Raw genomic sequence first — 26,748 nt, forward strand, 5'->3', positions numbered from 1 at the left:
GGGTCATTTCTCCGCGTCAGGACAGGCGCTCAGGCGCCGGGAAAGGCGAAGGCGGCGGCCAGGTGCCGGCGCCACCAGGGGGTCAGATGGGTCTCGCAGACGGCGACGCCGTCATAGGCGTGGATCATGCGATGGGGGGCGCTGAGGATCGCCGCGTGCTTGGCCGGCAGATGGGGCCGGAAGCGGAAGAGCAGCACGTCGCCAGGCTGCGCCGCCGCAATCTCCACTTCCACCAGATGCCGCCGCGCGGTGTCGCGCAGCGTCTCCCGCCGTCCCGCCTCCGCCCAGTCGGGTGCATAAGGGGGAAGGGGCGCGGGCTCATCGCCCACCACGGCCCGCCAGACACCGCGCACCAGCCCCAAGCAATCAGCACCGGAGCCGCGCACTGAGGCGCGGTGCAGATAGGGCGTGCCGATCCAGTCCCGCGCCTCGGCGAGGATGCGCGCGCGCAGATCATTCGCGCTCATGACAGGCCCCCGCCGTCATAACCGCCCTCGCCCGGCACGGCGATGGTGAGCAGGAAGTCATTGCCCGGCATGTGCGGATGGCCGCGAAAATTCACCCCGTTGGCGAACCGCGCGCGGCAGGTGGAAAAGCGCTTGTCGCAGCCGGCGGTGACCTGTGCTGCGTCGCCCGCCATCACCGTTTCCGGCGGGCGCTGCCACAGCTCCAGAATGTCGGTGCCGCTCTCCCGCAAATGGCTGCGCACCTCGATGGACACGCCCGCATTGGGACCGGCGGAAAAGGCGAGGCGGCCATGGGAGAAGGCGCCTTCATCATGACCGGACAGGCCGGACACCACGAGCCGCAGCGGCCCCTCCACGGCCACCACATTCACCTGCGCATGATGGGCCGGCGCGGTGAGATCGACCCCGCAGCGGGCATCGCCGAGATCGGCGTCGCACAGGGCGCCGAACAGGCGGCCGCGGGTCTGGTTCAGCGCGTCGGTCAGGGCGCGCAATTCGGCGGTGAAGGCGCCGCCCTCGCGCCGCACCTCGCCGAGGATCGCACGGCGCAGCAGCACGTGGTTTTCCGGCGCCGACCAGTCGATGAGGAGATGGTCCACCTCAGCCCCATCAAACCGTCCGGCGGCGAGATCCGCCTCGGTGAGCGTGGCGGCGCTCAGCGCGCCCGACACCTCCGCCCCGCTCACCGCAAGCCCTTGCGTTGACACGCTTTCCGACCCCGCGACCCCGGAGGCTGCGAGGAAGGCGAGGCCGTCGATTTCAAGATCGCGGTCGTGGTCGGTGAAGCCGAGCTGAAGGCCATCGCGGCGCGTCACGCGCCAGCCGTGGCACAGGGTGGTGACGCCGCCGGACAGCTGCGCGGCGAGCGCGGACGGGACGTTTCGCATGGGGGCTCCATGAGGGAGAAGGGGCGGATCAGGGACGGATTTCCACCACCGGAATGCGCGGGATGGCACCGGCGGCAAACGCGCTCAGATCCACCTCCAGGAAGTCGGTGTCGAAGCGCACGGGCACGTCGAAGAGGAAGCCCGCGCTCACCCGCGCCCCAGGCGGCGGGGCATGGCCAGGCAGGAAGGTGACGAGGCCCGTCGCCACATCGCAGGCGAAGGTGGCGGCCGCCTTTTCCACCCCCGCCACCGCCACCCGCACCGAGCCCGCGACGGGTTTGGCAATGGCCCGCGCATAGGGGGCATGGAGCGCACCATAGGTCTTGGCGAGCTGGAACACGCGGGTCGCGCCATCGCCGGTGCCGAGCGTCTGGTCGCCGGGCGCGATCGGGATGCCGGGCGGGGCGGAGGAATGGTCGAGCCGGTCGCGCCAGCGGAAGCCGTGGAGGCGCCCGCGCCGCTCCTCGAAGAAGACGAGGACCTCGTGCAAGGCGGCGAAGGTTTTCACGCCCGTGCCGGCATCGAAACGCCGCCGCGAATCAGCACGCCGCGTGTTGCGTTCCTCCCGTCCGGTGGCGGTTGCGACGATCTCCGTGGCCCGCTCAGGGCCTCCCGAGGCGCCCAATGCCACATCGAGAGGGAACAAAACCTCATGAAAGGTGGGCATAGCGTTTCATTCCTGCGAAATCTGGCGCGTTTCCAATATTGGGCGGCTTGACATAGTTTTCGCGTGCGCCTTGACTTTCTCATCCTTGTCGAAGGTGGAGCCAGAGCATGGCCACGAAACCCGCAAAGACGCCCGCAGCGAAGGCGCCGACAAAGGCGCCGGCAAAGTCTGCGAAGGCGAAGACGGTAGACGCCCCCAAGGCCGAAGCTCCTCCCCCGGCGGCACCGGTGGCAGCCCCGGCCGCGAAGAAGCCGGCCGCCAAGGCACCAGCCAAAAAGGCGCCAGCAACCAAGGCCCCAGCCGCTCCGCCCCCGGCGGCACCCGTGGCCGCCAAGGCGAGCGCGGCAAAGCCCGCCAAATCGACACCCGCCAAATCAGCTTCCGCGAAGCCGGCCGCCGCACAGACGCCCGAGGCGGCCGCGCCCACCAAGACCGCTGCCATCAAGGCGGCGGCCACCAAGCTTGCGGCGGCCAAGGCCCCCGAAGCAAAGCCCGCAGCAAAGCCGGCCGCAAAGCCGGCGGCGGAAAAGGCCGAGGCGCCGAAGGCGGCAGCCAAAGCCCCGGCAGCAAAGGCCCCCGCTGAAAAGGCCCCGGCGAAAAAGGCGCCGGCGAAATCCGCCGCAAAGGCCGAGCCGAAGGCAGCGGAGCCCGCCGCACCGGCGGCCAAGGCCGCCGCCAAGACGTCACCTGCCAAGACGTCGCCCGCCAAGACTTCGCCCGCCAAGAGTGCACCGGCCAAGGCGGCTCCGGCAGCGAAGGCCGCAGCTCCGAAGGCGGCGACCCCGAAGGCGACCGCAACGAAGACCGCCGCTCCGGCGGCTCCCAAGGCGGCGGCTCCCAAGACGGCCAAACCCGCGGCATCGAAGCCCGCCGCACCCAAGGCCGCTGCGAAAGCTGACACGGCCAAGGCTGACGCCAAGCCCGCCGAGGCCGCGCCCGCCCCCGCCAAGATGCCGGCCAAAGTACCGGCAAAGGCCCCCGCCAAGGCAGCGGCGAAACCGGCTGCGAAAGCCGCCGCCAAACCCGCCGCCAAGGCGGCGAAGCCGAAGGCCCCCAAGGCCTCGTAACGCCGCGCGGCGGAGAATGCGGACCGGGCATGTCCCGCGCGCAAGCGATAGGATGTGCCTGGTTCTGACGTGACCGGTTCTAACTTGCCGGCTTCTGACTTGCCGGCTTCTGACTTGCCGGCTTCTGACCTGCCGGCTTCTGACCTGCCGGCTTCTGACCTGCCGGGTTCATCGGTCCGCGGGCCAGAAGCTCGTCGGCTGGTCGTATGGGCCGACCGGCTTCGCCGGGGTGGGGTGCTGCGCGCGCCCTGCAGAAAACCGGTCAGGCCCGGAGATCCGGCGACGGGCTTTGCGCGGTGCGGGGCTTCCACTATCGTGCGGCCCGATGGCCCAAGGCCGGTCGCGCGCGGATGTCCCTGTCGCGCGAAGCGGGCGGCGGGTGAGGCGCGGAACATGCGCTCCGATGGTCCTGCCCGGTGGCGGGAGCGGAGCGCGCGCCCGCGCGGTGGAGCGTGCCCATGACGACCGGCCCGATGCGGACCTTGAGCCTTGCCAGCCTCGCCCGCCTTGCCCTCGCGGCGAGCCTGATGGCGCCTGCCCTGGCCTATGGGCAGACGACGACGCCCGTGCCCTTGTCGACGCTGACCCTTGATTCCCCCGCCCCCAGCGGGAGCGCGAAGACCGGAGCCACCACCGGCGCGGGCAGCGCCAGCGGCTCGGGCACGAAGATGAAGTCCTGCTCCCAGTTCGGGCCGGACTTCAAGCTCCAGCCGGGCACCGACACCTGCGTGCGCATGGGCATGACGCTGCGCCTTGATGCCGGCACCGGCCATGCGCTCGGCAATGCGCCCAATCCGGGCAACAACAATACGGACATGGGCACGTCCAGCGCGTCCAGTTCCGACGCCTGGAAGAACGCGCGCTGACGGCTCACGCCCCCCGCTGCCCCCGCGCCACCGCCCGCGCCACCAGGCCCGACAGATAGGCATCGGAGCGGCGGAACGCGCCGGGATCGGGGGTCGTCACATTCACCACCACGGAGGTGGCGCTCCCGCCGCCGTCGGTGCGCACGCCGAGCCGGCCATCGGCGCCGCGCGCCAGAGGCAGGATGGCCTCAGCGCCCCGCTCGCCCATGAGGCCGAGCCCGCCGGCCATTGGGAAATAGGTGGGCGCGGCCACCACGCCCCCTTGGGCGAAGGGGCGCACCTGCACGGCGCCCGCCTCTCCCGCCAGCACCCCGCCGTACGCAAAGGGCCGCACCTGGACGCCCGCGCCGCCGCCCGAGAGCACCCCGCCCCGCGCAAAGGCGGTGCCGGACAAGAGCCCCTCCAGCACGCTGCCGACGCTTTGCTCCAGCGGCTTCAGGGCGGCGTTGAGGGCGAGGCTGGAGAGGCGCTGGCCGACCATGCCGATCACATCGCCCACATCCTTGCCCTTCACGGCCACGGCGGTGAAGGCATCGGCAAGTGTGGAGGCGAAGCTTCGCGTGGTGCGCTCGGTGTCGGTGAGTTCGGCGCGAAAGGCGCGGGTGTCGGCGGTGATGGCCACCGCGACGGTGTCAATAGGGGCGTCCAGCTCGGCCATGGGAAACTCCTTCTTCAGCGGGTGTCGGGAAAACGGCGCAGGAGATCCTCGAAGCCGGCGCGGTCGAGGGCGGAAGCGGCGGGCGCGAACGGCCCCACGGCCGCCGCCAGCTCGCGCGGGGTCATCCGCCAGAAGGCATCGGGGGCGAGCCGCAGGAGGCCGAGGCCGGCGGCCATGGCCGCCTCCCAGGGGAAGGGCCGCGCGGGCGCCCTCACGCCTCCTGCGGCGCCGGAGGGCCCGGCGGGCCGCTCCCCTCCCCCGCCGTTCCGAAGGTGGCGGCGAGAAGCGCGCCCACGAGCCGCGCCGCGCCCACCGCCCCGCCCTCAAAGCGCAGGCCCGCCACCTCGTCCGGCCGCGTCGGCGTGCCCGCCCCGGAAAGGCCGGCGGCGAGGATCACCATGGCCTCGCGGGCCGAGAGCCGTCCGCGCTCCAGCCGCTCGGCCAGCGCGATAAGGTCCTCCGCGCCGAAGGCAGCTTCCAGCTCCGCGAGGGCACCCAAGGTGAGGACGAGAATGCGCGGGCGCCCATCGATGAGCGCCTCCACCTCGCCGCGCCGGGGATTGGCCATGGGCCCCTCCCCGCTCAGAGGGCGGTGAAGGTGAGTTCGCCCGCGCTTTCCAGCGTCAGGTCGAACGTCACCTCGCGATCATGGGTGGCGGCGATCTCCAGGGCGGTCACCTGGAACGCGCCGGCCACGGTACCAAAATCGGGGATCACCACCTGGCAGGTCTTCAGCGCCCCATCGAAGAAGGCGGCGCGCACCAGGGCATCGGAGGCGGCGTCCTTGAACACGCCGGAGCCGGAGATGGAGGCGCGCTTCACCGCCGCCCCGCCCAGCAATTCGCGCCACTGGCCGGCGGATTCGGCGTTGGTCACATCCACGCTCTGGGCGTTGAAGGCCAGCGTTCGCGACCGCAGCCCCGCCACGGTGGCGAACGCGGTTCCATCATGGATTTTCAGCAGCAGGTCCTTGCCCTTCTGCGCGGCCATGGCGGCCTCCTCTTGGTGGGTGTCAGACGGCCTCGGTGACGGCGCGGAACCGCACCAAGGCATGGAAGGTACGGCCCTCTTCCTCGCGCCTGATCTCGGCGCTGGTGGCACGCAGATTGGCGAGGCGATGGCCGGAAAGACTGAGGGGGGCATCATGCAGCGCCTGCTGCACAAGGCCCGCCAGCGCATGGGCTTCCGCCCGGCCGGCGGCGCGGGACCAGATGTGCAGGGTCAGCATCTGCTCGCTGCCCGCCTCGGTGGCGGTGGACCAGTCGGAGACCACCGCCTCGCCCAAGGTCACGAACGGAAAGGCGGCCGTGGCGGGCGGCGCGTCATGGATGCGCGCGCCACCCAGCGCCGAAACGAGGGCGGCATCGGATGCGAGGCGCGCATGAAGCGCCGCGCGCAAGGCGAGGGCCGCCTGCATGGGAGCGGGAGCGGTGCTCATCGCCGAGCCCTCACCTCCGCCGCCGCCGGCAGCAGCCAGGGCGTCGGCGGGGTGTTGAGCGTGCCGGTCTCGCGGGCGATGGCGGCGGGATCGTCGGACCCCACCAGCACCCGGTCGCCTTGTTCCTCGACCAGCGGCGCGACTCCCGCCTGGGCGATGCGCTCAGCCAGGGCCGCCCCCGCCTGAAGGCGCGCGCGACGGGCGAGCGGGGCTTCCAGCGCGCCAGCAAGCCGGGCGGCGAGCGCCGTGCCGCCGGAAACCGTGGCGGTGATCCTCATGGCTGGTCCTCCCGGCAGCGGCAGCGGCTGAAACGGCCCCGATTGTCGGGATCGCTCACCGCCTCGACAGCGAAGATGCGCGCCCCCAGCACCAGCCGGTCGCCGGGCTGGAGGGTGTTGGGCGCCCGCACGGTGATGCGATGGGCGAGCACGCCCACCCGTTTCTCGACTGAGAAATCGCCCTCGGCCGAGAGCGTCTCCAGCGCGCCCCACAGCTGGTCGATGGTCAGATAGGTGCGCGAGATGCCGCCCATGCCATCCGGCAGGTCGACGCCGGTCTGGTGGGCGAAGCGGTGGCGCAGGGCGCCGGGAGCGGTCACAGCCGCACCAGGCGATAGGGCCGCAGCAGCGCCTCCACCGGCTCGGGCAGGCGGCCGGCGCCGGTGGTGCCGTCGCGGTTCTCATAGAGGTTTGCGGTGAGCAGGCGCACGGCCTGGATCAGGTCCGCCGGCACCTCGGCGGGCGTTGCGCCATAGCCGAGCGTCAGGTCCAGCTCGATGCCGCCGAGCGCCCGCGTGGGGCGCGGCGCACGGGCGGGATCAAAGCCGATCACAGCCGGCGCGCGGTCCCGCCGCAGGGTGAAGAGATCGAGCGGCAATGTCGCGAAGGCGGTGCCCGAGAAGACGCGGGCGGCGAGCACCGCGCGCACCGGAGCGAGCGGGGCGAGGATGAGGCCGCTCACCGGCCAGGCATCGCGCGTCACCCGCCAGGTCTGGGTCAAGAGAATGCGCCCGCTGGCGCTCTCGATGGCCTGTCGGGCGGCGGTGATGAGGGCGGCCAGCAGAGTATCCTCGGCCGTATGGTCGATGCGCAGGAAGGCCTTGGCATCGGCAAGGGTCAGCGGCTCGGCGGCGGGGCCGGTCAGGCATTCGGGCACGGAAACCTCCGGGAGGAAGCCGGACGCACGCGGCCTCCGGCGATGGAATTGACGGCGCGGCGCGGGAGGGCCAGAAAGCGGCCGATGACGGCCCTTTCCTTCCTCCGCGCCCGCGCCCTCGGCGCTGCGGCCTTCGCCCTCGCGCTCGGCGCGGGTCCCGCTTTCGCCATCGTGGGCGGGGGGCCGGCGCCGGCCGAGGTGGCGGCCCGCACGGTGCTCATCGTCTCGACGCGCGGCGCCTCTTGCACTGGCACGGCGCTGGCGCCGGACCTGGTGCTCACGGCCGCCCATTGCGTGAAGCCGGCGGCGGACTATGCGGTGGCGCTCCTGGGGGGCGGGGCGCCCCGGCTCATTCCCGTCACCGGGATCGTGGTGCATCCCTCTTTCGCGGACGACCAGTTCCGCACCCGCCGGCCCACACCGGACCTGGCGGTCATCCGCCTCGCGGAAAACCTCCCGGCGAGCTTCCGCCCGGCGCGGCTCTCCACCTCCGGCCTGCCGGCGAAGGGCACGGTGTTTCTCCTCGCCGGCTATGGCATGAGCGCCGACGGGGCGGAGAAGACCGCCGGCACGTTGCGTGCGGTGTCGCTCCCCTCCATCGGCACCACGGGCGGCATCATGGCGCGCCTCTCGCCCTCCGAAGGGGCGGCGGGCGCCTGCACCGGCGACAGCGGCGGCCCCGCCTTCGCGGACGGCACGGTGGCCGGCGTGGTGAGCTGGGTCACGGCCGCCGGCGGCGCGCGCGGCTGCGGCGGCGTCACCGGCATCACCTTGGTGGGGCTGTTCTCGGACTGGATCCGTTCGGCGGCGGCCAAGCTCGGGCGGCCGCTGGGGGAGTAGAGGAGACCGTCCCGGTTTCAGGTGCAGTCCTGCTCCGCCCCGTTCCCAGCCTGCCCCCGCCCAGTCGTCCCCGCGTCACCCTCCCCTTTTCCCCCTCCCCACCCCTCCCCCACTTTCGTGGGAGAGGGAGTTTTGGGCGCGTGGGCGGGGCGGGTCCGCCTCCCTCATCGGGACCATCCCCTCGGCCCCCCACCGACCCTCCCCACGCCAGGCGCGCTTCCCTCCCCCGCGCGCGCGGGGGAGGGGCAGGGAGGGGGCAAAGGGCAGCGAGGAAGGGGGCCATAAGCTGAAGCATTCAAGCGCAGCGATGGCCGCATGACCGGAGACGTTCCGCTTTGCCCGGCCGGCCCCCTCCCCAGCCCTCCCCCGCTCGCGTGGGAGAGGGAGCGAAGGCGCGCGGGCGGGGCGGAGCGCCTCCCTCATGGGGACCATCCCCTCCACCCCCACCGACCCTCCCCACGCCACGTGCGTTTCCCTCTCCCGCGCGAGCGGGGGAGGGCCAGGGAGGGGGCAAAGGGCGACAGCGCCGGGCCAGATGCAGGAGCATTCAAGCGCGGCGATGCCCGCATGACCGGAGACGTTCGGCTTTGCCCGGCCGGCCCCCTCCCCAGCCCTCCCCCACGTGGTGGGAGAGGGAGCGAGGGCGCGCGGGCGGGGCCGGTCTCTCATCGGGACCATCCCCTCCGCCCCCCCACCGCCCCTCCCCACGCCAGGCGCGTTTCCCTCTCCCGCGCGAGCGGGGGAGGGCCAGGGAGGGGGCGAAGGGCGACCGTGTCGGAGCGCTCGCGGCCTCAGCTCACCGCGAACTTCAGCAGCTTGGCGGCGTCGAAGTCCTGGATACCGCCGCCCACCCGCTTGGTGGTGTAGAACAGCACATAGGGCTTGGCGGAATAGGGATCGCGCAGCACCCGCACCCCGGCCCGGTCCACCACCAGATAGAAGCGGCGGAAATCGCCGAAGGCGATGGGGAAGGCGCCGTCCGCGATGTCCGGCATCTCCTCGCATTCGGCGATGGGAAAGCCCAGCAGGCTCGCCCCCTGCCCGGCCACGGCCGGCGGGGTCCAGAGGTATGTGCCGTTCTCGTCCTTCAGCTTGCGCACCATCGCCTGGGTGCGGCGGTTCATGACGAAGCTGGCATTTTGCCGGTAGCCGCCCTTCAGCGCATAGACGAGGTCCACCAGCGCATCGGAGGCATTGGTGGCGGAAAACGCGCCGGCGGCGCCGGTGGCCACATAGCCCACCTTGTCCCAGGCCCAGGCGCTCTCGGCGGCCTTGGTGTAGGCCAGGAACCCCTTGGGCTTGGCCACCCCGTCGCCTGAGACGAAGGCGGCGCTCTCCTGGTCGGCGAAGGCGATGTCCACCTCCCCGGCGATCCAGGCCTCCAGGTCCACCGCCGCGTCATCCAGCAGCGGCTGGGTGGCGGCGGGCTGGGCATAGAGCTCCATGGCGGGGAAGGAGAGTTCCGCCAGGACCGGGCTGTCGGTCTGCGGCCGGGCAGCGGTCTCGGCGGCCCAGCCGGCGGCGGGGCCGGTCTTCATGAACGGCTTCTTGTAGGTGCCCCCGCCAATGGTGATGACGGTGGCGAGCGCCCGGATGGGCGAGAGCAAAGACAGGCGCCGGCCGATCTCATGCTCGGTCTCGGTGGGCACCAGATAGCCGCCATCGGCGCCCGAGCCGGCGGTCATGGCCTTGCCTTCCATGGCCTTGGCTTCCAGCACCTTGAGGCCGGCCGCCTCGCCATGGCGCACATAGGTCTCGAAGGCGCCGGCATGGGCATCCGCCGCCAGCGCGCGACTGGGCGCGCCAAGGCCGGGGCGGGCGGCCTTGGTGGCGAGGGCATCGAGCCGGGCCTTCTGGGCGTCGAGGGCGGCGTCGAGGCGCGCCAGCTTCTCCTCCAGCAGCACGTCGGGCGCGCCGCGCCGCTCGATCTCGGCGAGGCGCTGGTCATTGGCGGCGCGATAGGTGTCGAAGGCCACCATCAGGTCCTCATGCTCGGAAAAGGCGCCGGGGCTCGTCACCTTGGTCTCGGGGGCGGCAAAGGGATGGGTCATGGACAATCCTCAGGGTTGAAGGCGAGCCGCCCCGGCGGGACGCGAGGCAGGAAAGGCAGCCGGCATCGCCAGGGCGAAGCGGGCCTGGGGCTGCATGGGGAAGGTCACGACGGACACCTCCCACAGATCGATGCGGGCGATGCGGCGCACGCGGCTGCGTGGATCGGTGCGGGCGGAGGCGGCCTTGAAGCCGATGGACAAGCCATCCAGCGCGCCGACGCGGGCAAGGTTCATCACCTCCCGCCCGCGCCGCACATCGAGGGCGAGGCGGCCACGCACATAAAGGCCAAACTCGTCCTCCGCGATGTCCGTCCACACGCCGATGGGCTCGGCGGGATCGTGCTGGTAGAGCAGCCGCACGCCGGCCGCGCCGCGGGTTTCGAGCGAACGGGCGAAGGCGCCGGGGGCGATGCTGTCGCGGCCGAGATCCACCCGGTCGAACAGGCAGGCATAGCCCTCGATCCAGCCCTCCGCATCCGCCTCGACCGCCCGCCGAAGGGGCGGGCGCAAGGTGCGGGCGAGGCTCATGCGGGGTCCTTTCCGCCCGTGCCGGGCTTGCGGCGCTTGCCGCGCTCCAGGCGCTCCAAAGTGGCGACGAAATCGCGGAACACACCGCCCGGCGCCGGTGCCGGGGCTGGCGCCTGGGCACGGCGAAGGGTGGGCCCGAGCGCGCGAATGCGCGGCGCGGGCGCCTTCTGGAAGGGGGCACGCATGCCGAATGTCTCCGAGGGAGGATGGAAGGCGAAAGGGGCGCGGGCTCAGTGGGCGCGCGCGCAAAGCTCACCCGTCATTGCGGGCGTTGAAGCGGGCCAGCTCCCGCACGAAGGCATCAAGGCGCTCGGTGGCGCGGGAGAGGGCAGAAAGCGCGCGCACCGCCACCAAGGTGGCGCTGCCGGCCCACAGAAGCAGGGCGAGATGGGCCAGATCGCCCCGCTCGGCAAAGGCGCGCAGAAGGGCGTCCATGGGCAGGCCCGCCGCCGGGTTCATGGATGCGGCCCATAGCCCACGGCGGCCCGCTTCTCGTCCTCGGTGAGGAAGGCGGCGGCGCCCACCCGCGCCCAGAGGTCCGAGCGCTCCGTGGAGAGCGCCTCCACCTGGTCGAGGTCCGGCACGAGGGCGAGGTTCCCGCCATAGGCCGGCGCCAGCCAGGCGGATAAGGCCGCACCGATGCGCCGGACCATGGGCAGCACGGTGAGCCGCCACAAGGCGCGGTTGGCCTCGGCATAATTGGCGAAGGTGTTGTCGCCGGGCAGGCCCAGCAGCATGGGCGGCACGCCCACCGCCAGCGCGATCTCGCGCGCCGCATTGGCGCGGGCGGCCTCGAAATCCATGTCCTTGGGGCTGAGGCCGAGCGGCTTCCAGTCGAGCCCGCCTTCCAACAGCAGCGGCCGGCCGGCATTGGCGGCGCCCTGGAAGCTCGCCTCCAATTCCTCCTTCAGGCGCTGGAACTGGTCCTCGCTCAAGCTGCCCGCCCCGCCATAGACGAGCGCGCCGGAGGGCCGGGCGGCATTGTCGAGGAGGGCCTTGTTCCAGGCGGCGGAGGCATTGTGCAGGTCCAGCGCGCGGGCGGCGGCCTCCAGCGGAGCAAAGCCGTAATGGTCATCCAGCGGGTTGAAGGCGGCGATGTGGAGGATGGGCAAGGCGGTGCCGCCTTGCGTCTCCATCCCCTCCTGGGCAATGCGCAAGGTGCGCCCGTCCAGCACATAGTCGAAGGCTTCCGGCCAGCCATCGGAGCCGGGCACCACCTTCACCCGGTCGGGCCGCAGGATGTGGATTTCGCGGGGCAATCCGTCGACGCAGACCAGCTCCAGATAGGCATTGCCGGCCACCAGGAGGTGGCCGCACACCGCCTCCACCAGGTCCGCCCCCCGAAGGCGCGGATTGGGATTGGCGAGCAGCGCCAGGAGCGGATGGCGGTCCAGCTCGCGCCCCTCTTCCATCAGCACGAACGGCACCGAGCCCGCCGCCTCGGCCACGAGGCGCACGGCGCGGTGGGCGATGGCATTGCGGGCATAGCCCTCGCGGGCAAGGCCGGCATAGTCACGCGGCGTCCAGCGCGCCTGGCCGTGGCCGAACAGCGCCACCAGCGCGGCGGTCCGGCTCGCCTTCACCTGCGGCGGACGGGGCCGGAAGGGCGCGAGAAGGGTGCGGAACATGGCGGTCTCCCAAGGGGGCAATCGATGTGGCAGGACGCGCGCGCCCTGCGGCGGCGGTGTTGGATGCGGTCTCAACCCGTTGCCCCTTCGCGTCCCGCCCCCTCCCCGGCCCTCCCCCGCAAGCGGGAGAGGGAGGGGGGGCCGGCCAGCGGTGAGGGGCAGCAGAACCGGCCAACGGCGAGGGGCGGCAGAACCGGCGGCCGGCATGGGGCGGCGGAACCGGGCGCACCGTCCTCCACCCCGCGCGCCCGGCCCCCTCTCCCGCAAAGCGGGGGAGGGAGGGGGACCGGCCAGCGGCAAGGGGCAGCAGAACCGGCGGACGGCATGGGGCGGCGGAATGGAGCGGACGGCATAGACCGGGAAAACCGGGCGGACCGTCCTCCGCCCCGCGCGCCCCGCCCCCTCTCCCGCAAAGCGGGGGAGGGTTGGGGAGGGGGCGCACGGGCCAGATCAACGCCACGGCAACGCACGGGCGCCGGCACGCGGCGAGAAGAGGACCAGCCGACCGCTGGCCCCAGCCGCCCCCTCCCCGGCCCTCCCCCGCAAGCGGGAGAGGGAGGGGGACCGGCCAGAGGCGAGGGGCAGGAGGGAATGACGGCCGTCATGGGGCGCAGCAGCAGAGGGGACGGTTTCGACACCGCGCGACCTGCCCCCTCCCCCGCAAGCGGGAGAGGGAGGCCCGGCCGGCCAGCGGACCCATGGCCGAAAGGGCAAGCGGACCGGCGGCCTTCCAGCGCCCCTCACAGCCCCCGCACGCGGGGGGCGGGGGCGCGGGGGCCGAGGGCGAGGGCGGTGATGGCCCACACCAAGGCGTCGAGACGGTCCGGCGAGCGGCCGTTGGAGAGGCCCTCGGGGGCGAAGTCGCACAATTCGTCTTCGAGCGCGGGAAAGGCGCCCGCATGGCGCACACGGCCCTGCTCGTAGAGGGCGGCCACCGGCTCGGCGCGCAGATATTTGCCGCGCGTGGCGCGCACTGGCTCCACCGGGACGGCACCATCCACCTCGGCGATGACGGCGCGCACCATCTCGCCCCCCTGGTTCACCTCCACCACGATGCGGTCGGCGCTAAAGCGCTGGTAGAGCGCGACCGCGCGGCTCGCCCATTGCACCGGGGTGAGGCCGGCGGCACTGTCATCGGCCAGCACATGGACGATGCCCTCCCTGTCGATGCCGGCGCAGACGAGGCCGCAGGCATCGGCCCCGGCGCGGGAGGAAGCGGGCGGGTCCACCGCCACCACCACCCGCACCAAGGGCGGCGGGGCGGCCTCGCGGGCGGCTTCCAGGCGCGCCCGGCTCCACAGGGCGTCGGGCCGGTCCTCCAGGATTTCGCCGTCCAGCTCCTGCCGGCCGAGACGCGTGCCGCCATAGCGGGTGAGCACGGCGGCGAGAAAACCGGGGGCCAGAAGGCGGGCATTGTCCGCCGTGCGGGCGCGGCTCACCGCCGTGGTGGGGTCGGCCAAGAGGCGCTTCACCAGGGGCGTGGGGCGCGGCGTGGTGGTGATCATCTGGCGCGGCTGGTCGCCCAGGCGCAGGCCGAATTGCAGCATGTCGAAGGTGGCGTCCGCCCGGCGCCACTTGGCCAGCTCGTCCAGCCAGGCGGCCTGAAATTGCGGGCCGCGCAGGCTTTCCGGGTCTTCTGCAGAGAACCCCTGCGCCACCGCGCCATTGGGCCAGACCAGGCGGCGGCGGGCGGCTTCCCAGCGGGGGCGTTCGTGATTGGGATGGATGGCGAGCAGGCCGGAGACGCCGTCCACCATCACCTCGCGCACATCGGCCATGGTCTCGGCCACCAGGGCGATGCGCGACACGGGCGCGGTGGCAAACGGCGGGCGGCCGAGGGCGAGGCCCCGCACCCATTCGGCGCCCGCTCGCGTCTTGCCGGCGCCCCGCCCGCCCAGCACCAGCCAGGTGGTCCAGGGCGCGCCGCCCTGGGCGAGAGGGGGCGGCAGTTGGTCGGGCCGGGCCCACAATTCCCACTGATAAAGCAACGCGGCCATGGCGGGATCCGCCAGCAGCGCGATCAGCTCGTCATCAGTCTTCCGCCTCACGGAGCGCCTGAAGACGTCGCGCAAGCTCGCGGCGGAAGGTGTCGAGGTCGAAGGCAATGGCATCCTCCCGGTTTTCCGCATCCACCGGACGGCGGGGGCCGGAGGCAGCCTCCAGCGCCTTCAGTTCGCGCAGCACCCGCGCCAGCACCGCCAGCGTGCGGGCATCGCGCTCCGCGTCGGCGGCGGGGCCATTGGCGCGGGCAAGGCGGGCCTCGATCTCGTCCACCTGCATCTCGGCGGCGCGCCACAGGCGCTCCACCAAGGCGCGGCGGCGGGCGGGCAGGAGCAGCGAGGTGCGCCGGCTGGTGCGCCGGCGCGGCAAGGGCGCCTTGATGGCGATGCCGTCCGGGCCGGGGGCATGGTCGATCCAATAATAGGTGCGCCCGGTGGACAGGCCCGTGCGGGCCACGATCTCATGGATGGGCACGCCTTCCTGATAGAGGGCGCGCACGGTCGCCGCGACGCCGGGGGACGGTTCGCTCATGGGGACATCCGCTGTGGCAGAAGGAGAGCCGCGGAGGCGGCGGGGCGCGTCAGGCGCACCTCTTGAACATGGACAAACCCTAGCGGAGGAGCGCGCCGCTGTCAAGACGTTATTCCTAGGAATTTTCACAGTCATATGCAGGGATGGCTGGCGAGGCCGCGCCGGCATGCTATGCCTGTGCCACCGGGCACAGGAGAGGCCGCATGAGCGCCGTTCGGGACGATTATTTCTATGAGCCGGCCAAGGGCCACGGCTTGCCGCATGATCCCTTCAACGCCATCGTGGGGCCGCGCCCCATCGGCTGGATCTCCACCCGCGCGGTGGACGGGACGCTGAATCTGGCCCCCTATTCCTTCTTCAACGCCTTCAACTACACCCCGCCCTTGGTGGGCTTTTCCAGCACCTCCTGGAAGGACACGGTGGCCAATATCGAGGCGACGGGGGAATTCTGCTGGAACCTGGCCACCCGCGACCTGGCGGAGGCCATGAACGCCACCTCCGCCTCGGTGGGGCCGGAGGTGGACGAGTTTGCGCTGGCCGGCCTCACCCCGGCGCCAAGCCGCAAGGTGGGCGTGCCGCGCGTGGCGGAAAGCCGGGTCTCATTCGAGTGCCGCCTTGCCCAATTGATCCGCCTCACCGACGCCAATGGCCGGCCGGTGGATGCCTGGCTGAGCATCGGCGAGGTGGTGGCCGTGCACATCGACAAGGCCCTGTTGAAGGACGGCATCTACCAGACCGCGCAGGCCCACCCCATCCTGCGCGCCGGCGGTCCGGCCGCCTATGCGGAGATCAGCCCGGAGATCATGTTCGACATGCGCCGGCCGCGATAGGGGCGGGAGGTTGCCGTCCCGCTGTCCTGGCCCCGCGGGATGGGGCCAGACGGGCGCGGACGCGCCCGCCTGTCACGGGCTCCCCGCCAACGGCCGAGCCTGGAGGCCCGGGACGCGGCCCGGGCATGACAGCGGGGGCAGCGGCGGCCTTGAACGGCGACCGGCCCTCCCCTCAGCCCTTCAGGAAATCCGCCCGCATGGGCGTGAACACGTCCACCAGCACGCCCGGCTCCACGCAGATGGCGCCGTGATGGACGCCGGAGGGGACGTAGAAGCTGTCGCCGGCTTTCAGGCGGGCCGTCTTGCCGTCGATGGTGATGTCGAACACCCCGCTCTCCACGGAGGTGATCTGCACATGGGGGTGAGAGTGCGGCACGCCGCCCGGCCCCGCCTTGTCGAACATGACCCGCACCATCATGATCTCGTCATTATAGGTGAGGATCTGCCGGCGGACGATGTCGTCCACCCGCTCCACCGGGGCCTCGTCGACGAGGCCGAACACGTCGCCCTTGCGGGACATGAGATTGCTCCTTGAAATCCGTAGGGCGTTTGGATGGCCCCTGCCCGTCTCTTGCCGGTCCGTCTCTTGCCGGTCCGTCTTTTGCCTGCCCGTCTCTTGGCCGTCATGCCCGGGCTTGTCCCGGGCATCCACGCCTCTGTCCTAAGCTTGCCCCGGCGGCGCCCCGTGGATGGCCGGGACAAGCCCGGCCATGACGCTGATGGCTCCTCACACCATACCCATCATGCCGCACATGGGGATCGCCTTTACCGGGCGAGCCAGCCGCCGTCCACCGGCAGCACGATGCCGTGCACGTAGCTGGCGGCGGGGGAGGCCAGGAACACGGCCGCCCCGCCCAGTTCATCCGGCTGGCCCCAATGGCCGGCGGGGATGCGGGCGAGGATGTCGGCGGAGCGCTTGGGGTCCTCGCGCAGCGCCTGCGTGTTGTTGGTGACGAAATAGCCGGGCGCGATGGCATTCACATTGATGCCCCGCCCCGCCCATTCGCAGGCCAAAAGCTTGGTGAGGCCGGCAAGGCCGCTCTTGGAGGCCGTATAGGAGGGGATGCGGATGCCCCCCTGGAAGGACAGAAGCGAGGCGATGTTGATGACGCGCCCGCCCTTGCCATCCGCCAGCCAGCCCCGCGCGAAGCCCTGGGTCAGGAAGAAGACGGACTTCAGGTTCACGTCCATCACCGCGTCCCAGTCGGCCTCGGTGAATTCAGCCGCGTCGGCGCGGCGGATGATGCCGGCATTGTTGACGAGGATGTCCACCCGTCCGTCCTGCGTGGCCTCTTCCACCACGCGGGCGATGGGCTCGAGCGTTGAAAGGTCGGCCTTCACCGCCCGGAACGGCACGCCGGCTTTTTCCACCTCCGCCTGGGTCTCATCCATGGCCGAGCGGCCCACCGCCACGATGCCGGCCCCGGCCCGCGCCAGCGCCACCGCGATGGCGCGGCCAAGGCCGGTGTTGGCGCCGGTGACCACCGCGCGGCGGCCGGTGAGGTCAAAGGGAGACGTGCCCATCATGCTCACTTCAGCTGGTCCATGGCCACCATGTCCATGTCCGTATAGTCGATGTTGTCGCCGCCCATGCCCCAGATGAAGGTATAGGCCCGCGTGCCCACGCCCGAATGGATGGACCAGGGCGGCGAGATCACCGCCTGCCCGTCGGCCACAACGAGATGGCGCGTCTGGTCCGGCTCGCCCATGAGATGGATGACGCGGGCATCGGCCGCCACGTCGAAATAAAGATAGACCTCCGAGCGGCGGTCATGGACGTGGCAGGGCATGGTGTTCCAGATGTTGCCGTCGTCCAGCTTGGTCATGCCCATGACCAATTGGCAGGACTTCACCACGTCGGGATGGATCATCTGGTAGATGGTGCGCCGGTTGGCGGTGGCCTGGTCGCCCAGCACCATGGCCTTGGCCTCGGCGATCTTCACCACCTTGGTCTCGTAGCGGGCATGGGCCGGCGTGGAGAGCAAATAGAAGCGGGCGGGATTGGCCGCATCGTCGGAGGAGAAGACCACGGACTTGGTGCCCTGCGCCACATAGAGCGCATCGCGATGGCCGAGCGCGTAGGAGACGCCATCCGCCTCCACCTTGCCCGGCCCGCCAATGTTGAACACACCCAGCTCCCGCCGATCGAGGAAGTTGGGCGAGCCGATGGTGGCCTTGTCGCTCTCCAGCGTCAGCGGCTGATCGGTGGGGGTGGCGCCGCCGATGACGAAGCGTTCCACGTGGGAATAGGTGAGCTGCACCGTGCCGGGCTCGAACAGGCCCTCCACCAGGAAATGCTCGCGCAGTTCCTCGGTGTCGTAATAGCGCACGGCGTCGGGGTGGCTCACATGGCGCACGTCGGAAATCATCTCGAAAAACCTCGATAAAAGGAGGGCGCCGTCAGCGGAAGACGGACGGCAGCCACAGGGAGACGGCGGGCACGTAGGACACGATCATCAGCACCGCGATGGAGGCGCCGAAGAAGGGCCAGATGGTCTTCATGGCCTCGCCGATGGAGATCTTGCCCACCGCGCAGCCCACGAAGAGCACCGAGCCCACCGGCGGCGTGTTCAGCCCGATGCCCGCATTCAGGATCAGGATCACGCCGAACTGCACGGGGTCGATGCCGAACGCCTTGATGAGCGGCAGGAAGATGGGGGTGCAGATGATGATCATCGGCGCCATGTCCATGAAGGTGCCGAGGATCAGGAGCAGGATATTGATGAGCAGCAGGATCACGTACTTGTTGGACGAGATCGAGTTCATCAGTTCGATGGTGGCGGCGGGCACCTGAAGGAAGGCCATGAGCCAGCCGAAGGCGCCGGCGGTGCCGATCACCAGCAGCACCATGGCGGTGGTGCGGACGGCGCCCAGCGTCGCGTGCCAGAAGGAGGCCAGGTCCAGCTCGCGATAGACCAGCACCGTCACCAGCAACGCATAGATGACCGCGATGCAGGAGCTTTCCGTGGCGGTGAACACGCCCGACCGCACGCCGCCGAAGATGATGCCGATGAGCAGGATGCCCGGCACCGCCGCCACCACGGCGCGCAGCACGCCATACCAGCCGGGGAACACGCCGGCCGGATAGCCGCGCCGGATCGCCACCACATAGGCGGTAATCATCATCGCCGCCGCCAGCAGCAGGCCCGGCACGATGCCGGCGGTGAACAGGTCCGCGATGGAAATGGTGCCGCCCGCCGACAGCGAATAGATAATCATGTTGTGGGACGGCGGGATCATCAGCGCGATGATGGCCGAGTTCACGGTCACATTGACCGCATAGTCCTTGGCATAGCCGTGGCGGGCCATCTGGGGGATCATGATGCCGCCGATGGCCGAGGCATCCGCCACCGCCGAGCCGGAAATGCCGCCGAACAAGGTGGATGCCACCACATTCACCTGGCCGAGGCCGCCGCGCAGATGGCCGACCAGCGAGGCCGCCATGCCGATGAGCCGGTCGGCGATGCCGCCGCGCATCATCAGGTCGCCGGCAAAGATGAAGAAGGGAATGGCCAGCATGGAGAAGGCGTTCATGCCGGAATTGATCTGCTGGAACACCACCACGGGCGGCAGGTCCAGATAGAGCACGGTGGCCAGCGAGGCGAGGCCGAGGCAAAAGGCCACCGGCGTGCCGATGAGAAGCAGAAGGGTGAAGACCCCGAACAGAATGGTCATGGCCATGGCGTGTCTCCCCGGCCTCAATCGATGGGATGTTCGGCGCCGAGCGGCACCGCGGGGACAGCCGGGGCGATCAGGTCGCACAGCAGCTTTTCAAACGAGAACAGCGCGATGAGCACGCCGCCGCCGGCCAGCGGCAGATAGTCGACGCCCTGGGGCAGGTTCACGCCGGCCATCTTGGCGCTCCAGGTGCCCATGGCCAGTTCCCAGCCATAAACCGCCATGCACACCCCGAAGGCGGTGATGAGCACATGGGTGGTGAGTTGCATCAGCCGCCGCAGCCAGGGCGGGGCGAAATGCAGGCCGATCTCGAAGCCCAGGTGATCGCCCTCGCGCACGCCCACGGCGGCGCCGAGCAGGATGAACCAGCTCATGAGCAGCAGGGAGAAGGGTTCCGTCCAGCTGGGGGAATCGTTCAGCACATAGCGCCCGGTCACCTGCCAGGCGACGGCGGCAGTCATGGCGAGCAGGCCGAGGCCGGCGATCCATAGCGCGATGCGCGAGAGCCAGCGCACGCCATGGCGCAGGGTGATGAGAAAAGAGGAACCCATGTCGCGGTCTCTGGCGAGGGAAAGGTGGGCCATGTGCGGCATCCGCGTCCGAAGGCGGAGGAAAGGCGGCCCGGCGCACCGGGCCGCCGGCACGTCACTGGGTGGCGCGGATGCGCTCCACCAGGCTCTTCATTTTGTCGGAGGTGACGAACTTGTCGTAGACCGGCTTCATGGCATCGATGAAGGGCTTCTTGTCCACTTCATTGATGAGCGCGCCGCCCTTGATGACGACGGCCTTGGCGTCGGCATCGCGCTTGGCCCACAATTCGCGCATTTTCAGCGTCGCCTGCTTGCCGGCATCCTTGAAGATGGCCTGGTCGGCGGGGGTGAGCTTGTCCCAGGAGCGCTTGGACATGACGAACACTTCCGGCGCCATGGAATGCTCGGTGAGCGAATAGTATTTCGCCACCTCGTAATGCTTCACCGATTCATAGGACGGATAATTGTTTTCCGCCCCGTCCACGAGGCCGGTCTGGAGCGCGGAATACAGCTCGCCGAACGGCATGGGCGTGGCATTGGCGCCCAGCGCGTTGATCATGGCGATGAAGAGGTCCGACTGCTGGACGCGGATCTTCATGCCCTTCATGTCTTCGAGCGTCTTGATGGGCTTCTTGGAATTGTAGATGGAGCGCGCGCCGCTATCGAAGAAGCCGAGCACGATCAGGCCGTGGGGCTCGAAGGCCTTGGCGATTTCCTCGCCCAGCGGCCCGTCCACCACGTGGTACATGTGATCCACCGAGCGGAACAGGAAGGGCAGGCCCAGCACCGCCGTCTCGGGGATGAGGTTGTTGAAGGGCGCGGTGTTGACGCGGTTCAGGTCGATGACGCCGAAGCGGGTCTGCTCGATGGTGTCCTTCTCCTGGCCCAGCTGGCCGGAGTTGAACACCTGCACCTTGATGCGGCCATTGGTCTTCTGCGAGACGATCTCGCCAAAATACTTGACCGACTCGACGGTCGGATAGCCGTCCGGATGGATGTCGGCGGACCGCAGCGTCACGCTCTGGGCGGCGGCGGGCACCACCGAGGCAAGGCTGAGTGCGGCAGCCAGCGCAATGGCGTGGCGACGGGTGAGCATGGGCATTCTCCCTAGACATGCGGCTTGTTGGCGGAAGGACCCTTGGCGGGGCCCGGTTCTTGTTGGGACCGGCGAACCGATCCAGTATGCGGCGGAGATTGAGTTCCGCTCGGATCGACCTTACTTGTATGGTAGTGTCGACTTGTATGCAACTATGGAGGTCCCGTGGACGCCATCAGAGTCCCCTCGCCCGGTTCGGCGGCCCAGCGCGTGGAGGCCGAGCTGCGGCGGGCGATCGTGACGCTGGCGCTGCCGCCGGGGACGCGCCTGTCCGAGCAGGAAATCGCCGAGCGCGCGGGTGTCTCCCGCCAGCCCGTGCGCGAGGCGCTCATTGGCCTTGCCCGCACGCGCCTCGTGGAAATCCTGCCCCAGCGCGGGACGGTGGTGGTGAAGATCTCCGTCCGCAAGATGATGGAGGCGCGCTTCGTGCGCGAGGCCATCGAGACGGCGGTGGCGCGCCGCGCCGCCGAGGGCTTCGACCGCTCCGCCCGCGAGCGCATCTGCGACCTCCTGGACCTCCAGGACAAGGCCGCCACCCGCGAGGACCACGCCACCTTCCAGCGCTATGACGAGCTGTTCCACGCGACGCTCGCGGAAGGCGCTGGCTGCGGCCTGGCCTGGGAGGCCATCGCCGACATCAAGGCCCATATGGACCGTGCCTGCCACCTCTCGCTGGCCGGCGCCATGGCGCCGCTGGTGGACCAGCACCGCGCCATCATGGCCGCCGTGGATGCCGGCGACCCCGACGCGGCCGGCGCGGCCATGCACGCCCATCTGAGTGAACTCCTGCGCGCCCTGCCCCGCATCGAGGCGGAGCATCCCGATTTGTTTGAATAGGGGATGTTCAGGAGCGGACGGTCCGCCTGCGCCCCCCTCTCCCGCCTGCCCCCAGCATGCCCCCTCCCCACCCCTCCCCCGCTGCGCGGGAGAGGGAGCAAGGACATGCCCGGCGGCGCGGATGCGCTCCCGTCCGGCGGACGGATGAGGCAGAAGCCGCCGCTCTTCCCCCGACGCCGTCCCGCCCCCTCTCCCGCTTGCGGGGGAGGGTTGGGGAGGGGGAAAGGGACAAGCGACGCCAACGTAAATTCCTGGCCGCGAATGCAGCGCTCCCACCCCGCCAGGGAGGTGGCCTTCCATCATGCTCTCGTCAGCGGTGGCCACCTCTAAGGCGAGCGCATGCCATGCCCCCTCCCCAACTCTCCGCCGCCATGCCCCCTCCCCACCCCTCCCCCGCTGCGCGGGAGAGGGAGCAAGGACACGACCGGCGGCGCGGATGCGCTCCCGCCCGGCGGACGGATGAGGCAGAAGCCGCCGCTCCCCCTCCGACACCGTCCCGCCCCCTCTCCCGCTTGCGGGGGAGGGTTGGGGAGGGGGAAAGGGACAAGCAAACTCGGCGGACTTCCAGGACAGCGAAGACACCGCCCCCCCAATCAGGAGCGCACCCTCCGCCTTCTGCGCGCCCCTTGCCATCACATCACCGCGCCGATCTGCCAGGGCACGAACTCGGCGTCCCCATAGCCCAGCGCCTCGGACTTGGTGCGCGCGCCCGAGGCGACGCGCACCAGGAGGTCGAAAATCTCCCGGCCCTTCTCCTCCAACGACACGCCGTCGAGGACATCGCCGCAATTGATGTCCATGTCCTCGGTCATGCGGGCATAGATGTCGGAATTGGTGGCGAGCTTCAAAGACGGCGTGGGCTTGCAGCCGAAGGCCGAGCCGCGCCCGGTGGTAAAGGCGATGAGGTTCGCCCCGCCCGCCACCTGGCCCGTGGCCGCCACCGGGTCGTAGCCGGGCGTGTCCATATAGACGAAGCCCTTTTCCGTCACCGGCTCGGCATATTCATAGACCGCCCGCAGCGTCTCAGACCCGCCCTTGGCGGCGGCGCCCAGCGACTTCTCCAGGATGGTTGTGAGGCCGCCCGCCTTGTTGCCGGGCGAGGGATTGTTGTTCATCTCGCCGCCCAGCTTGGAGGTGTAGTCCTCCCACCAGCGGATGCGCGCCACCAGCTTCTCGCCCACCGCCCGGTCGGCGGCGCGGCGGGTGAGCAGGTGCTCGGCGCCGTAGATTTCCGGCGTCTCGGAGAGGATGGAGGTGCCGCCATTGCGCACCAGCAGGTCCGAGGCCACCCCCAGCGCCGGATTGGCTGTGAGCGCCGAATAGCCGTCCGACCCGCCGCACTGGAGCGCCAGCACCAGTTCCGACAAGGGCCGCGTCTCGCGTTTTTGGGCGGCGGCGGCGGGCAGCATCTCCTTCAGCGCGCCGACAATGTGATCCACCGTGCGCCGCGTGCCGCCCTCGTCCTGGATGGTGAGGGTGCGGAAGGCGTCGGTCTCGTCCACCTGGTAGTCGGACTTGAAGCGGGCGATCTGGAACATCTCGCAGCCCAGCCCCACCATCACCACCGCCGCGAAATTGGGATGGGTGGCATAGCCCCACAGGGTGCGGGAGAGGATGTCGAACCCCTCCCCCTTGGAGGCCATGCCGCAGCCGGTGCCGTGGATGATGGGCACCACGCCATCAATGCCGGGATACTCCTCCAGCAGGCCCGAGCGCTCCAAGGCGGCGGCGGCGAAGCGCGCCACCGAGGCCGAGCAGTTCACCGAGGTGAGGATGCCCAGATAATTGCGCGTGCCGGTGCGCCCGTTGGAACGGCGATAGCCCTCGAACGTGCCGCGCAGTTCGGGCGGCAGCAGCGCCGGCGGGCGGGCCTCGGCGGCGAAGGCATAGTCGCGGTCGAAATCGTGCAGAATCACATTGTGCACATGCACATGGTCGCCGGGCGCGATGGCGCCCGAGGCAAAGCCGATGATCTGGCCGAACTTCAGGATGGGTGCGCCATCGTTTATGGGCGTCAGCGCGAATTTGTGGCCGCGCGGAATGCGGCCCGTGGCCACGACGCCGGCCACGTCCAGCCCCTCTGGCACGGTGTCGAGCGCCACAGCCACATTGTCTTTCTCAGACAGGCGCAAGGTGCGCGGCGCGCGCGCGGCGGCACCCGGCATTCCCGCCTCGGATCGCAGATCCAGGTCGCCCATCCAGCTCTCCCCACCCGGCACCAACTCTTTGACAAGGAACGTCTTTCGGCCCTGCTTCGCGAAGCTTTCCCAGCCGGACGTGCCTTGCGGCGCCTCGTTGACGTTATTGATATGCTAATATATTAGTACGCCACCAAGAACAAGTAAAGCGCGTCACGGGGAGGAAAGCCGGTGCTGCTGAGGAGCCGGGAGCGGGGGTCGGAGAGCCTGCGCGGCGTGCCAGCGTCCGCCCGCATCCATGCGGCGCTGCGCGAGCAGATCCTCGGCATGGAGATCCGCCCGGGCACCGCGCTCCAGGAAAAGCAGATCGCGCTCGCCTGCGGCGTCTCCCGCACGCCGGTGCGCGAGGCCATCCTCAAGCTTTCGGACGAGCGGCTGGTGGACATCTTCCCCCAGTACGGCACCTTCGTCTCGCGCATCTCCATTCCCGCCGTGCGCGATGCCATGGTGATCCGCCAGGCGCTGGAGCGCACCGCCGTGCGCGAGGCCGCGGCGCGGGCGCAGGCCGAGGACATCGCCCGCCTCAACGCCACGCTTGCCGCCCAGAAGTCCGCCCACGAGATGGCGCGCCTCGCCGACTTCCACGACGAGGACGAAGCCTTCCACCAATTGATCGCCGACATCGCCGGCCATCCCAATCTCTGGCGGGTGGTGCGGCACGAAAAGGCGCAGGTGGATCGCTGCCGCATCCTCACCTTGCCCGCCGCCGAGCGGCGCATGAGCGTCATGGCCGAGCATGCCGCCATTATCGCCGCCATCGCAAAGGGCGACGCGGACGCCGCCGAGGCCGCCATGCAGGCGCATCTGGGCCGCGTGGTGCCCAGCGTCGACGAGCTGGCCCTGGCGCATCCTGATTATTTCGAGCCCGCGCCCGAGGCGTCCGGCGCTCCGCCCGCCCCTCTCGCCATTGACGGGGACGGCGCCGCGAGCCCCCCGCCCCAGGCAAGCCGCCGGGCGAAAGCATCCGCCAAGACCAAGGCGTCCCCTTCCGCGCCGGAGGCGGACGCCACGGCCGCCCCATCGCCCGCTTCAAAGTCCCGGACCCGAAAAAAGAGGTGAGACCCGCCATGCCCAGCACCGCCCCGGGCCTTCATCCCGACCGCCTGTTCCCGGCCGACCCCACCGTGCGTGCCATCGCCCGGCGCCTTTATGAGCAGGTCAAGGACCTGCCCATCATCTCCCCCCACGGCCATACCGACCCGCGCTGGTATGCGGAGAACGCGCCCTTCCCCGACCCGGCGCAATTGTTCGTGGTGCCCGACCACTACATCTTCCGCATGCTCTATTCCCAGGGCGTGGCGCTGGAGGATCTGGGCGTGCCGCGCCGCGACGGCGGGCCGGTGGAAAAGGACGGGCGGGCCATCTGGCGGCGCTTCGCGGCCCATTACCACCTGTTCCGGGGCACCCCGACCCGGCTGTGGCTGGACCATGCCTTCTCCACCTTGTTCGGCATCGACGAGCGGCTGACCCCCGGCAATGCGGACCTCATCTACGACACCATCGCCGCGGCGCTGCGCACCGACGCCTTCCGCCCCCGTGCCTTGTTCGAGCGATTCAACATCGAGGCCATCGCCACCACCGAGAGCCCGCTCGACGAATTGAAGTGGCACCAGATGCTGCGGGAGTCCGGCTGGGGCGGGCGGGTGGTGACCGCCTATCGGCCCGACCCGGTGGTGGACCCGGAGTTCGAGAATTTCCTCGGCAATCTCGCCCGCTTCGGCGACCTGACCGGCGAGGACACCCTGACCTGGTCCGGCTACCTTGCCGCCCACCGCAAGCGCCGCGCCTTCTTCAAGACCTTCGGCGCCACCTCCACCGATCACGGCCACCCCACCGCCCGCACCGCCGACCTCACGACGGCCGAGGCGGAAGCCCTGTTCGCGCGCGTCACCTCCCCCCATGCGGACCCGCAGGACGCCGAACTCTTCCGCGCCCAGATGCTCACGGAAATGGCCCGCATGTCGCTGGAGGACGGGCTGGTGATGCAGCTGCATCCCGGCTCGGTGCGCAACCACAATGGCGGCATCTTCGCCCGCCACGGCCGCGACATGGGCGCGGACATTCCCTCCGCCACCGATTATGTGCGCGCCCTGAAGCCCCTTCTGGATCGCTTCGGCAATGAGAAGGACCTGACCCTCGTCCTCTTCACCCTGGACGAGACCGCCTATTCCCGCGAGCTGGCCCCGCTCGCCGGCCATTATCCCATCCTGCGCCTTGGCCCGGCCTGGTGGTTCTTCGACAGCCCGGAGGGCATGCGGCGCTTCCGCGAGCTGACCACGGAGACCGCGGGTTTCTACAATACGGTGGGCTTCAACGACGACACCCGCGCCTTCCCCTCCATCCCCGCCCGGCATGACGTGTCGCGCCGCGTGGACTGCGCCTTCCTGGCGGAACTGGTGGCCACCCATCGCCTGGGCGAGGACGAGGCCCATGAGGTCGCCCACGACCTCGCCTACCGCCTCGCCAAGTCTGCCTACAAGCTCTAAGACCGCCGCGAAGAACGCCCCCAATGGGCGCTCGTCATGGCCGGGCTTGTCCCGGCCATTTACGGGGGATGGGCCTGGACCAGTCCTGCGGATGGCGTCTTTGGGGAGCGGCGTGGATGGCCGGGACAAGCCCGGCCATGACGGCAATGTTGTTCCAGGAGGCAGGCCTTCTCCGAACGCCTGTCCCGGCCCTGGCTCTGGCCGAGAGCATGCGCCGATCAGATGGCCTCGCCAACGGATCGGATCGCGCTCTCGCCAAGGAGCGTCCCTCCATCTTCCTTTGCGGCCGGATCCCCGGTCTCCGCGCGG

32 protein-coding genes are annotated in these 26,748 nt (G+C 70.4%); 7 read left to right on the top strand and 25 right to left on the bottom strand.

Annotated elements, in window-relative coordinates; all coding sequences use genetic code 11:
- Positions 1-29: 29 nt before the first annotated feature.
- From ACT54L_RS07945 to ACT54L_RS07955, 3 genes are read right to left on the bottom strand one after another with little or no spacing between them, the layout of a single operon-like run.
- A complete protein-coding gene (locus ACT54L_RS07945; RefSeq protein ID WP_476084995.1) occupies positions 30-467 on the bottom strand; it encodes an NlpC/P60 family protein in 438 nt (145 codons plus the stop codon).
- Positions 464-1,354, bottom strand: coding sequence for a DUF2163 domain-containing protein (locus tag ACT54L_RS07950; protein WP_476084996.1), 891 nt, complete (start codon positions 1,352-1,354; stop codon positions 464-466). Before ACT54L_RS07950 ends, ACT54L_RS07945 begins: the two co-directional genes overlap by 4 nt.
- A gap of 28 nt (positions 1,355-1,382) precedes the next feature.
- A complete protein-coding gene (locus tag ACT54L_RS07955; protein ID WP_476084997.1) occupies positions 1,383-2,021 on the bottom strand; it encodes a phage distal tail protein, Rcc01695 family in 639 nt (212 codons plus the stop codon).
- A 107-nt stretch (positions 2,022-2,128) separates the two neighbouring features.
- Here ACT54L_RS07955 and ACT54L_RS07960 point away from each other — a divergent pair, with 107 nt between their 5' ends.
- Positions 2,129-3,088: a hypothetical protein gene (locus ACT54L_RS07960; protein ID WP_476084998.1), complete on the top strand. Its 960-nt coding sequence runs from the start codon at positions 2,129-2,131 to the stop codon at positions 3,086-3,088.
- Positions 3,089-3,546: 458 nt separating this feature from the next.
- Positions 3,547-3,954, top strand: a complete 408-nt coding sequence (locus ACT54L_RS07965; protein WP_476084999.1) for a porin — start codon at positions 3,547-3,549, stop codon at positions 3,952-3,954.
- 4 nt (positions 3,955-3,958) lie between these two features.
- On the opposite strand, the gene ACT54L_RS07970 is transcribed toward ACT54L_RS07965, so the two are convergent.
- The 8 genes from ACT54L_RS07970 to ACT54L_RS08005 are packed head-to-tail and all read right to left on the bottom strand — an operon-like array spanning position 3,959 to position 7,205.
- The gene (locus ACT54L_RS07970; protein WP_476085000.1) at positions 3,959-4,612 is read right to left on the bottom strand and encodes a phage tail tape measure protein; all 654 of its coding nucleotides are present in this window, start codon (positions 4,610-4,612) and stop codon (positions 3,959-3,961) included.
- Between the two features lie 14 nt (positions 4,613-4,626).
- Positions 4,627-4,827 (bottom strand): rcc01693 family protein, encoded by a 201-nt coding sequence (locus ACT54L_RS07975; protein ID WP_476085001.1) that lies wholly within the window; start codon positions 4,825-4,827, stop codon positions 4,627-4,629.
- Positions 4,824-5,180, bottom strand: a complete 357-nt coding sequence (locus ACT54L_RS07980; RefSeq protein ID WP_476085002.1) for a gene transfer agent family protein — start codon at positions 5,178-5,180, stop codon at positions 4,824-4,826. The genes ACT54L_RS07975 and ACT54L_RS07980 overlap by 4 nt, the downstream gene beginning before the upstream one ends.
- Before the next feature lie 14 nt (positions 5,181-5,194).
- The gene (locus tag ACT54L_RS07985) at positions 5,195-5,602 is read right to left on the bottom strand and encodes a phage major tail protein, TP901-1 family (RefSeq protein ID WP_476085003.1); all 408 of its coding nucleotides are present in this window, start codon (positions 5,600-5,602) and stop codon (positions 5,195-5,197) included.
- 22 nt (positions 5,603-5,624) lie between these two features.
- The gene (locus tag ACT54L_RS07990) at positions 5,625-6,050 is read right to left on the bottom strand and encodes a DUF3168 domain-containing protein (RefSeq protein WP_476085004.1); all 426 of its coding nucleotides are present in this window, start codon (positions 6,048-6,050) and stop codon (positions 5,625-5,627) included.
- Positions 6,047-6,328 carry a hypothetical protein gene (locus ACT54L_RS07995; protein WP_476085005.1) on the bottom strand — a complete coding sequence of 94 codons (282 nt, stop codon included), beginning with the start codon at positions 6,326-6,328 and terminating at the stop codon, positions 6,047-6,049. The genes ACT54L_RS07990 and ACT54L_RS07995 overlap by 4 nt, the downstream gene beginning before the upstream one ends.
- Entirely contained in the window at positions 6,325-6,648 is a 324-nt protein-coding gene (locus ACT54L_RS08000; RefSeq protein ID WP_476085006.1) for a head-tail adaptor protein, read from the bottom strand. Before ACT54L_RS08000 ends, ACT54L_RS07995 begins: the two co-directional genes overlap by 4 nt.
- Positions 6,645-7,205, bottom strand: coding sequence for a head-tail connector protein (locus tag ACT54L_RS08005; protein WP_476085007.1), 561 nt, complete (start codon positions 7,203-7,205; stop codon positions 6,645-6,647). The genes ACT54L_RS08000 and ACT54L_RS08005 overlap by 4 nt, the downstream gene beginning before the upstream one ends.
- An 84-nt stretch (positions 7,206-7,289) precedes the next feature.
- On the opposite strand from ACT54L_RS08005, the gene ACT54L_RS08010 reads away from it, so the two are divergent.
- Complete coding sequence (locus tag ACT54L_RS08010; protein ID WP_476085008.1) at positions 7,290-8,045, top strand: S1 family peptidase; 756 nt, start codon at positions 7,290-7,292, stop codon at positions 8,043-8,045.
- A 791-nt stretch (positions 8,046-8,836) separates the two neighbouring features.
- On the opposite strand, the gene ACT54L_RS08015 is transcribed toward ACT54L_RS08010, so the two are convergent.
- The 7 genes from ACT54L_RS08015 to ACT54L_RS08045 form a co-directional block, all read right to left on the bottom strand.
- Entirely contained in the window at positions 8,837-10,096 is a 1,260-nt protein-coding gene (locus tag ACT54L_RS08015) for a phage major capsid protein (protein ID WP_476085009.1), read from the bottom strand.
- Positions 10,097-10,105: 9 nt separating this feature from the next.
- Positions 10,106-10,624: an HK97 family phage prohead protease gene (locus ACT54L_RS08020; protein ID WP_476085010.1), complete on the bottom strand. Its 519-nt coding sequence runs from the start codon at positions 10,622-10,624 to the stop codon at positions 10,106-10,108.
- Positions 10,621-10,809 (bottom strand): hypothetical protein, encoded by a 189-nt coding sequence (locus ACT54L_RS08025; protein WP_476085011.1) that lies wholly within the window; start codon positions 10,807-10,809, stop codon positions 10,621-10,623. The genes ACT54L_RS08020 and ACT54L_RS08025 overlap by 4 nt, the downstream gene beginning before the upstream one ends.
- A 67-nt stretch (positions 10,810-10,876) precedes the next feature.
- Positions 10,877-11,083 (bottom strand): hypothetical protein, encoded by a 207-nt coding sequence (locus ACT54L_RS08030; protein ID WP_476085012.1) that lies wholly within the window; start codon positions 11,081-11,083, stop codon positions 10,877-10,879.
- On the bottom strand, positions 11,080-12,252 hold the full coding sequence (locus ACT54L_RS08035; RefSeq protein ID WP_476085013.1) for a phage portal protein: 1,173 nt from the start codon (positions 12,250-12,252) through the stop codon (positions 11,080-11,082). Before ACT54L_RS08035 ends, ACT54L_RS08030 begins: the two co-directional genes overlap by 4 nt.
- Before the next feature lie 740 nt (positions 12,253-12,992).
- Positions 12,993-14,249, bottom strand: coding sequence for a DNA-packaging protein (locus ACT54L_RS08040; RefSeq protein WP_476085191.1), 1,257 nt, complete (start codon positions 14,247-14,249; stop codon positions 12,993-12,995).
- Between the two features lie 34 nt (positions 14,250-14,283).
- Entirely contained in the window at positions 14,284-14,784 is a 501-nt protein-coding gene (locus tag ACT54L_RS08045) for a hypothetical protein (RefSeq protein ID WP_476085014.1), read from the bottom strand.
- Positions 14,785-14,987: 203 nt separating this feature from the next.
- On the opposite strand from ACT54L_RS08045, the gene ACT54L_RS08050 reads away from it, so the two are divergent.
- On the top strand, positions 14,988-15,614 hold the full coding sequence (locus tag ACT54L_RS08050; protein WP_476085015.1) for a flavin reductase family protein: 627 nt from the start codon (positions 14,988-14,990) through the stop codon (positions 15,612-15,614).
- Between the two features lie 172 nt (positions 15,615-15,786).
- Here the strand turns inward: ACT54L_RS08050 and ACT54L_RS08055 are convergent, their stop codons facing one another.
- The 6 genes from ACT54L_RS08055 to ACT54L_RS08080 form a co-directional block, all read right to left on the bottom strand.
- The gene (locus tag ACT54L_RS08055; protein ID WP_209104946.1) at positions 15,787-16,134 is read right to left on the bottom strand and encodes a cupin domain-containing protein; all 348 of its coding nucleotides are present in this window, start codon (positions 16,132-16,134) and stop codon (positions 15,787-15,789) included.
- Positions 16,135-16,379: 245 nt separating this feature from the next.
- The gene (kduD, locus tag ACT54L_RS08060; RefSeq protein WP_476085192.1) at positions 16,380-17,138 is read right to left on the bottom strand and encodes a 2-dehydro-3-deoxy-D-gluconate 5-dehydrogenase KduD; all 759 of its coding nucleotides are present in this window, start codon (positions 17,136-17,138) and stop codon (positions 16,380-16,382) included.
- 5 nt (positions 17,139-17,143) lie between these two features.
- Positions 17,144-17,983, bottom strand: a complete 840-nt coding sequence (gene kduI / locus ACT54L_RS08065) for a 5-dehydro-4-deoxy-D-glucuronate isomerase (RefSeq protein ID WP_476085016.1) — start codon at positions 17,981-17,983, stop codon at positions 17,144-17,146.
- A gap of 31 nt (positions 17,984-18,014) precedes the next feature.
- Complete coding sequence (locus ACT54L_RS08070; RefSeq protein ID WP_476085017.1) at positions 18,015-19,295, bottom strand: TRAP transporter large permease; 1,281 nt, start codon at positions 19,293-19,295, stop codon at positions 18,015-18,017.
- Positions 19,296-19,312: 17 nt separating this feature from the next.
- Positions 19,313-19,843, bottom strand: coding sequence for a TRAP transporter small permease (locus tag ACT54L_RS08075; protein WP_476085018.1), 531 nt, complete (start codon positions 19,841-19,843; stop codon positions 19,313-19,315).
- Positions 19,844-19,937: 94 nt separating this feature from the next.
- The gene (locus tag ACT54L_RS08080; protein ID WP_476085019.1) at positions 19,938-20,918 is read right to left on the bottom strand and encodes a TRAP transporter substrate-binding protein; all 981 of its coding nucleotides are present in this window, start codon (positions 20,916-20,918) and stop codon (positions 19,938-19,940) included.
- A 165-nt stretch (positions 20,919-21,083) separates the two neighbouring features.
- Here ACT54L_RS08080 and ACT54L_RS08085 point away from each other — a divergent pair, with 165 nt between their 5' ends.
- Positions 21,084-21,755, top strand: coding sequence for a GntR family transcriptional regulator (locus tag ACT54L_RS08085; protein ID WP_476085020.1), 672 nt, complete (start codon positions 21,084-21,086; stop codon positions 21,753-21,755).
- A gap of 632 nt (positions 21,756-22,387) precedes the next feature.
- On the opposite strand, the gene ACT54L_RS08090 is transcribed toward ACT54L_RS08085, so the two are convergent.
- Positions 22,388-23,920 (bottom strand): UxaA family hydrolase, encoded by a 1,533-nt coding sequence (locus ACT54L_RS08090; RefSeq protein WP_476085193.1) that lies wholly within the window; start codon positions 23,918-23,920, stop codon positions 22,388-22,390.
- Positions 23,921-24,124: 204 nt separating this feature from the next.
- Here ACT54L_RS08090 and ACT54L_RS08095 point away from each other — a divergent pair, with 204 nt between their 5' ends.
- On the top strand, positions 24,125-25,012 hold the full coding sequence (locus ACT54L_RS08095) for a GntR family transcriptional regulator (RefSeq protein ID WP_476085021.1): 888 nt from the start codon (positions 24,125-24,127) through the stop codon (positions 25,010-25,012).
- An 8-nt stretch (positions 25,013-25,020) separates the two neighbouring features.
- On the top strand, positions 25,021-26,439 hold the full coding sequence (uxaC, locus tag ACT54L_RS08100) for a glucuronate isomerase (RefSeq protein WP_476085022.1): 1,419 nt from the start codon (positions 25,021-25,023) through the stop codon (positions 26,437-26,439).
- Positions 26,440-26,748: the final 309 nt, after the last annotated feature.

This window comes from Aquabacter sp. DMC10, from assembly GCF_056314145.1.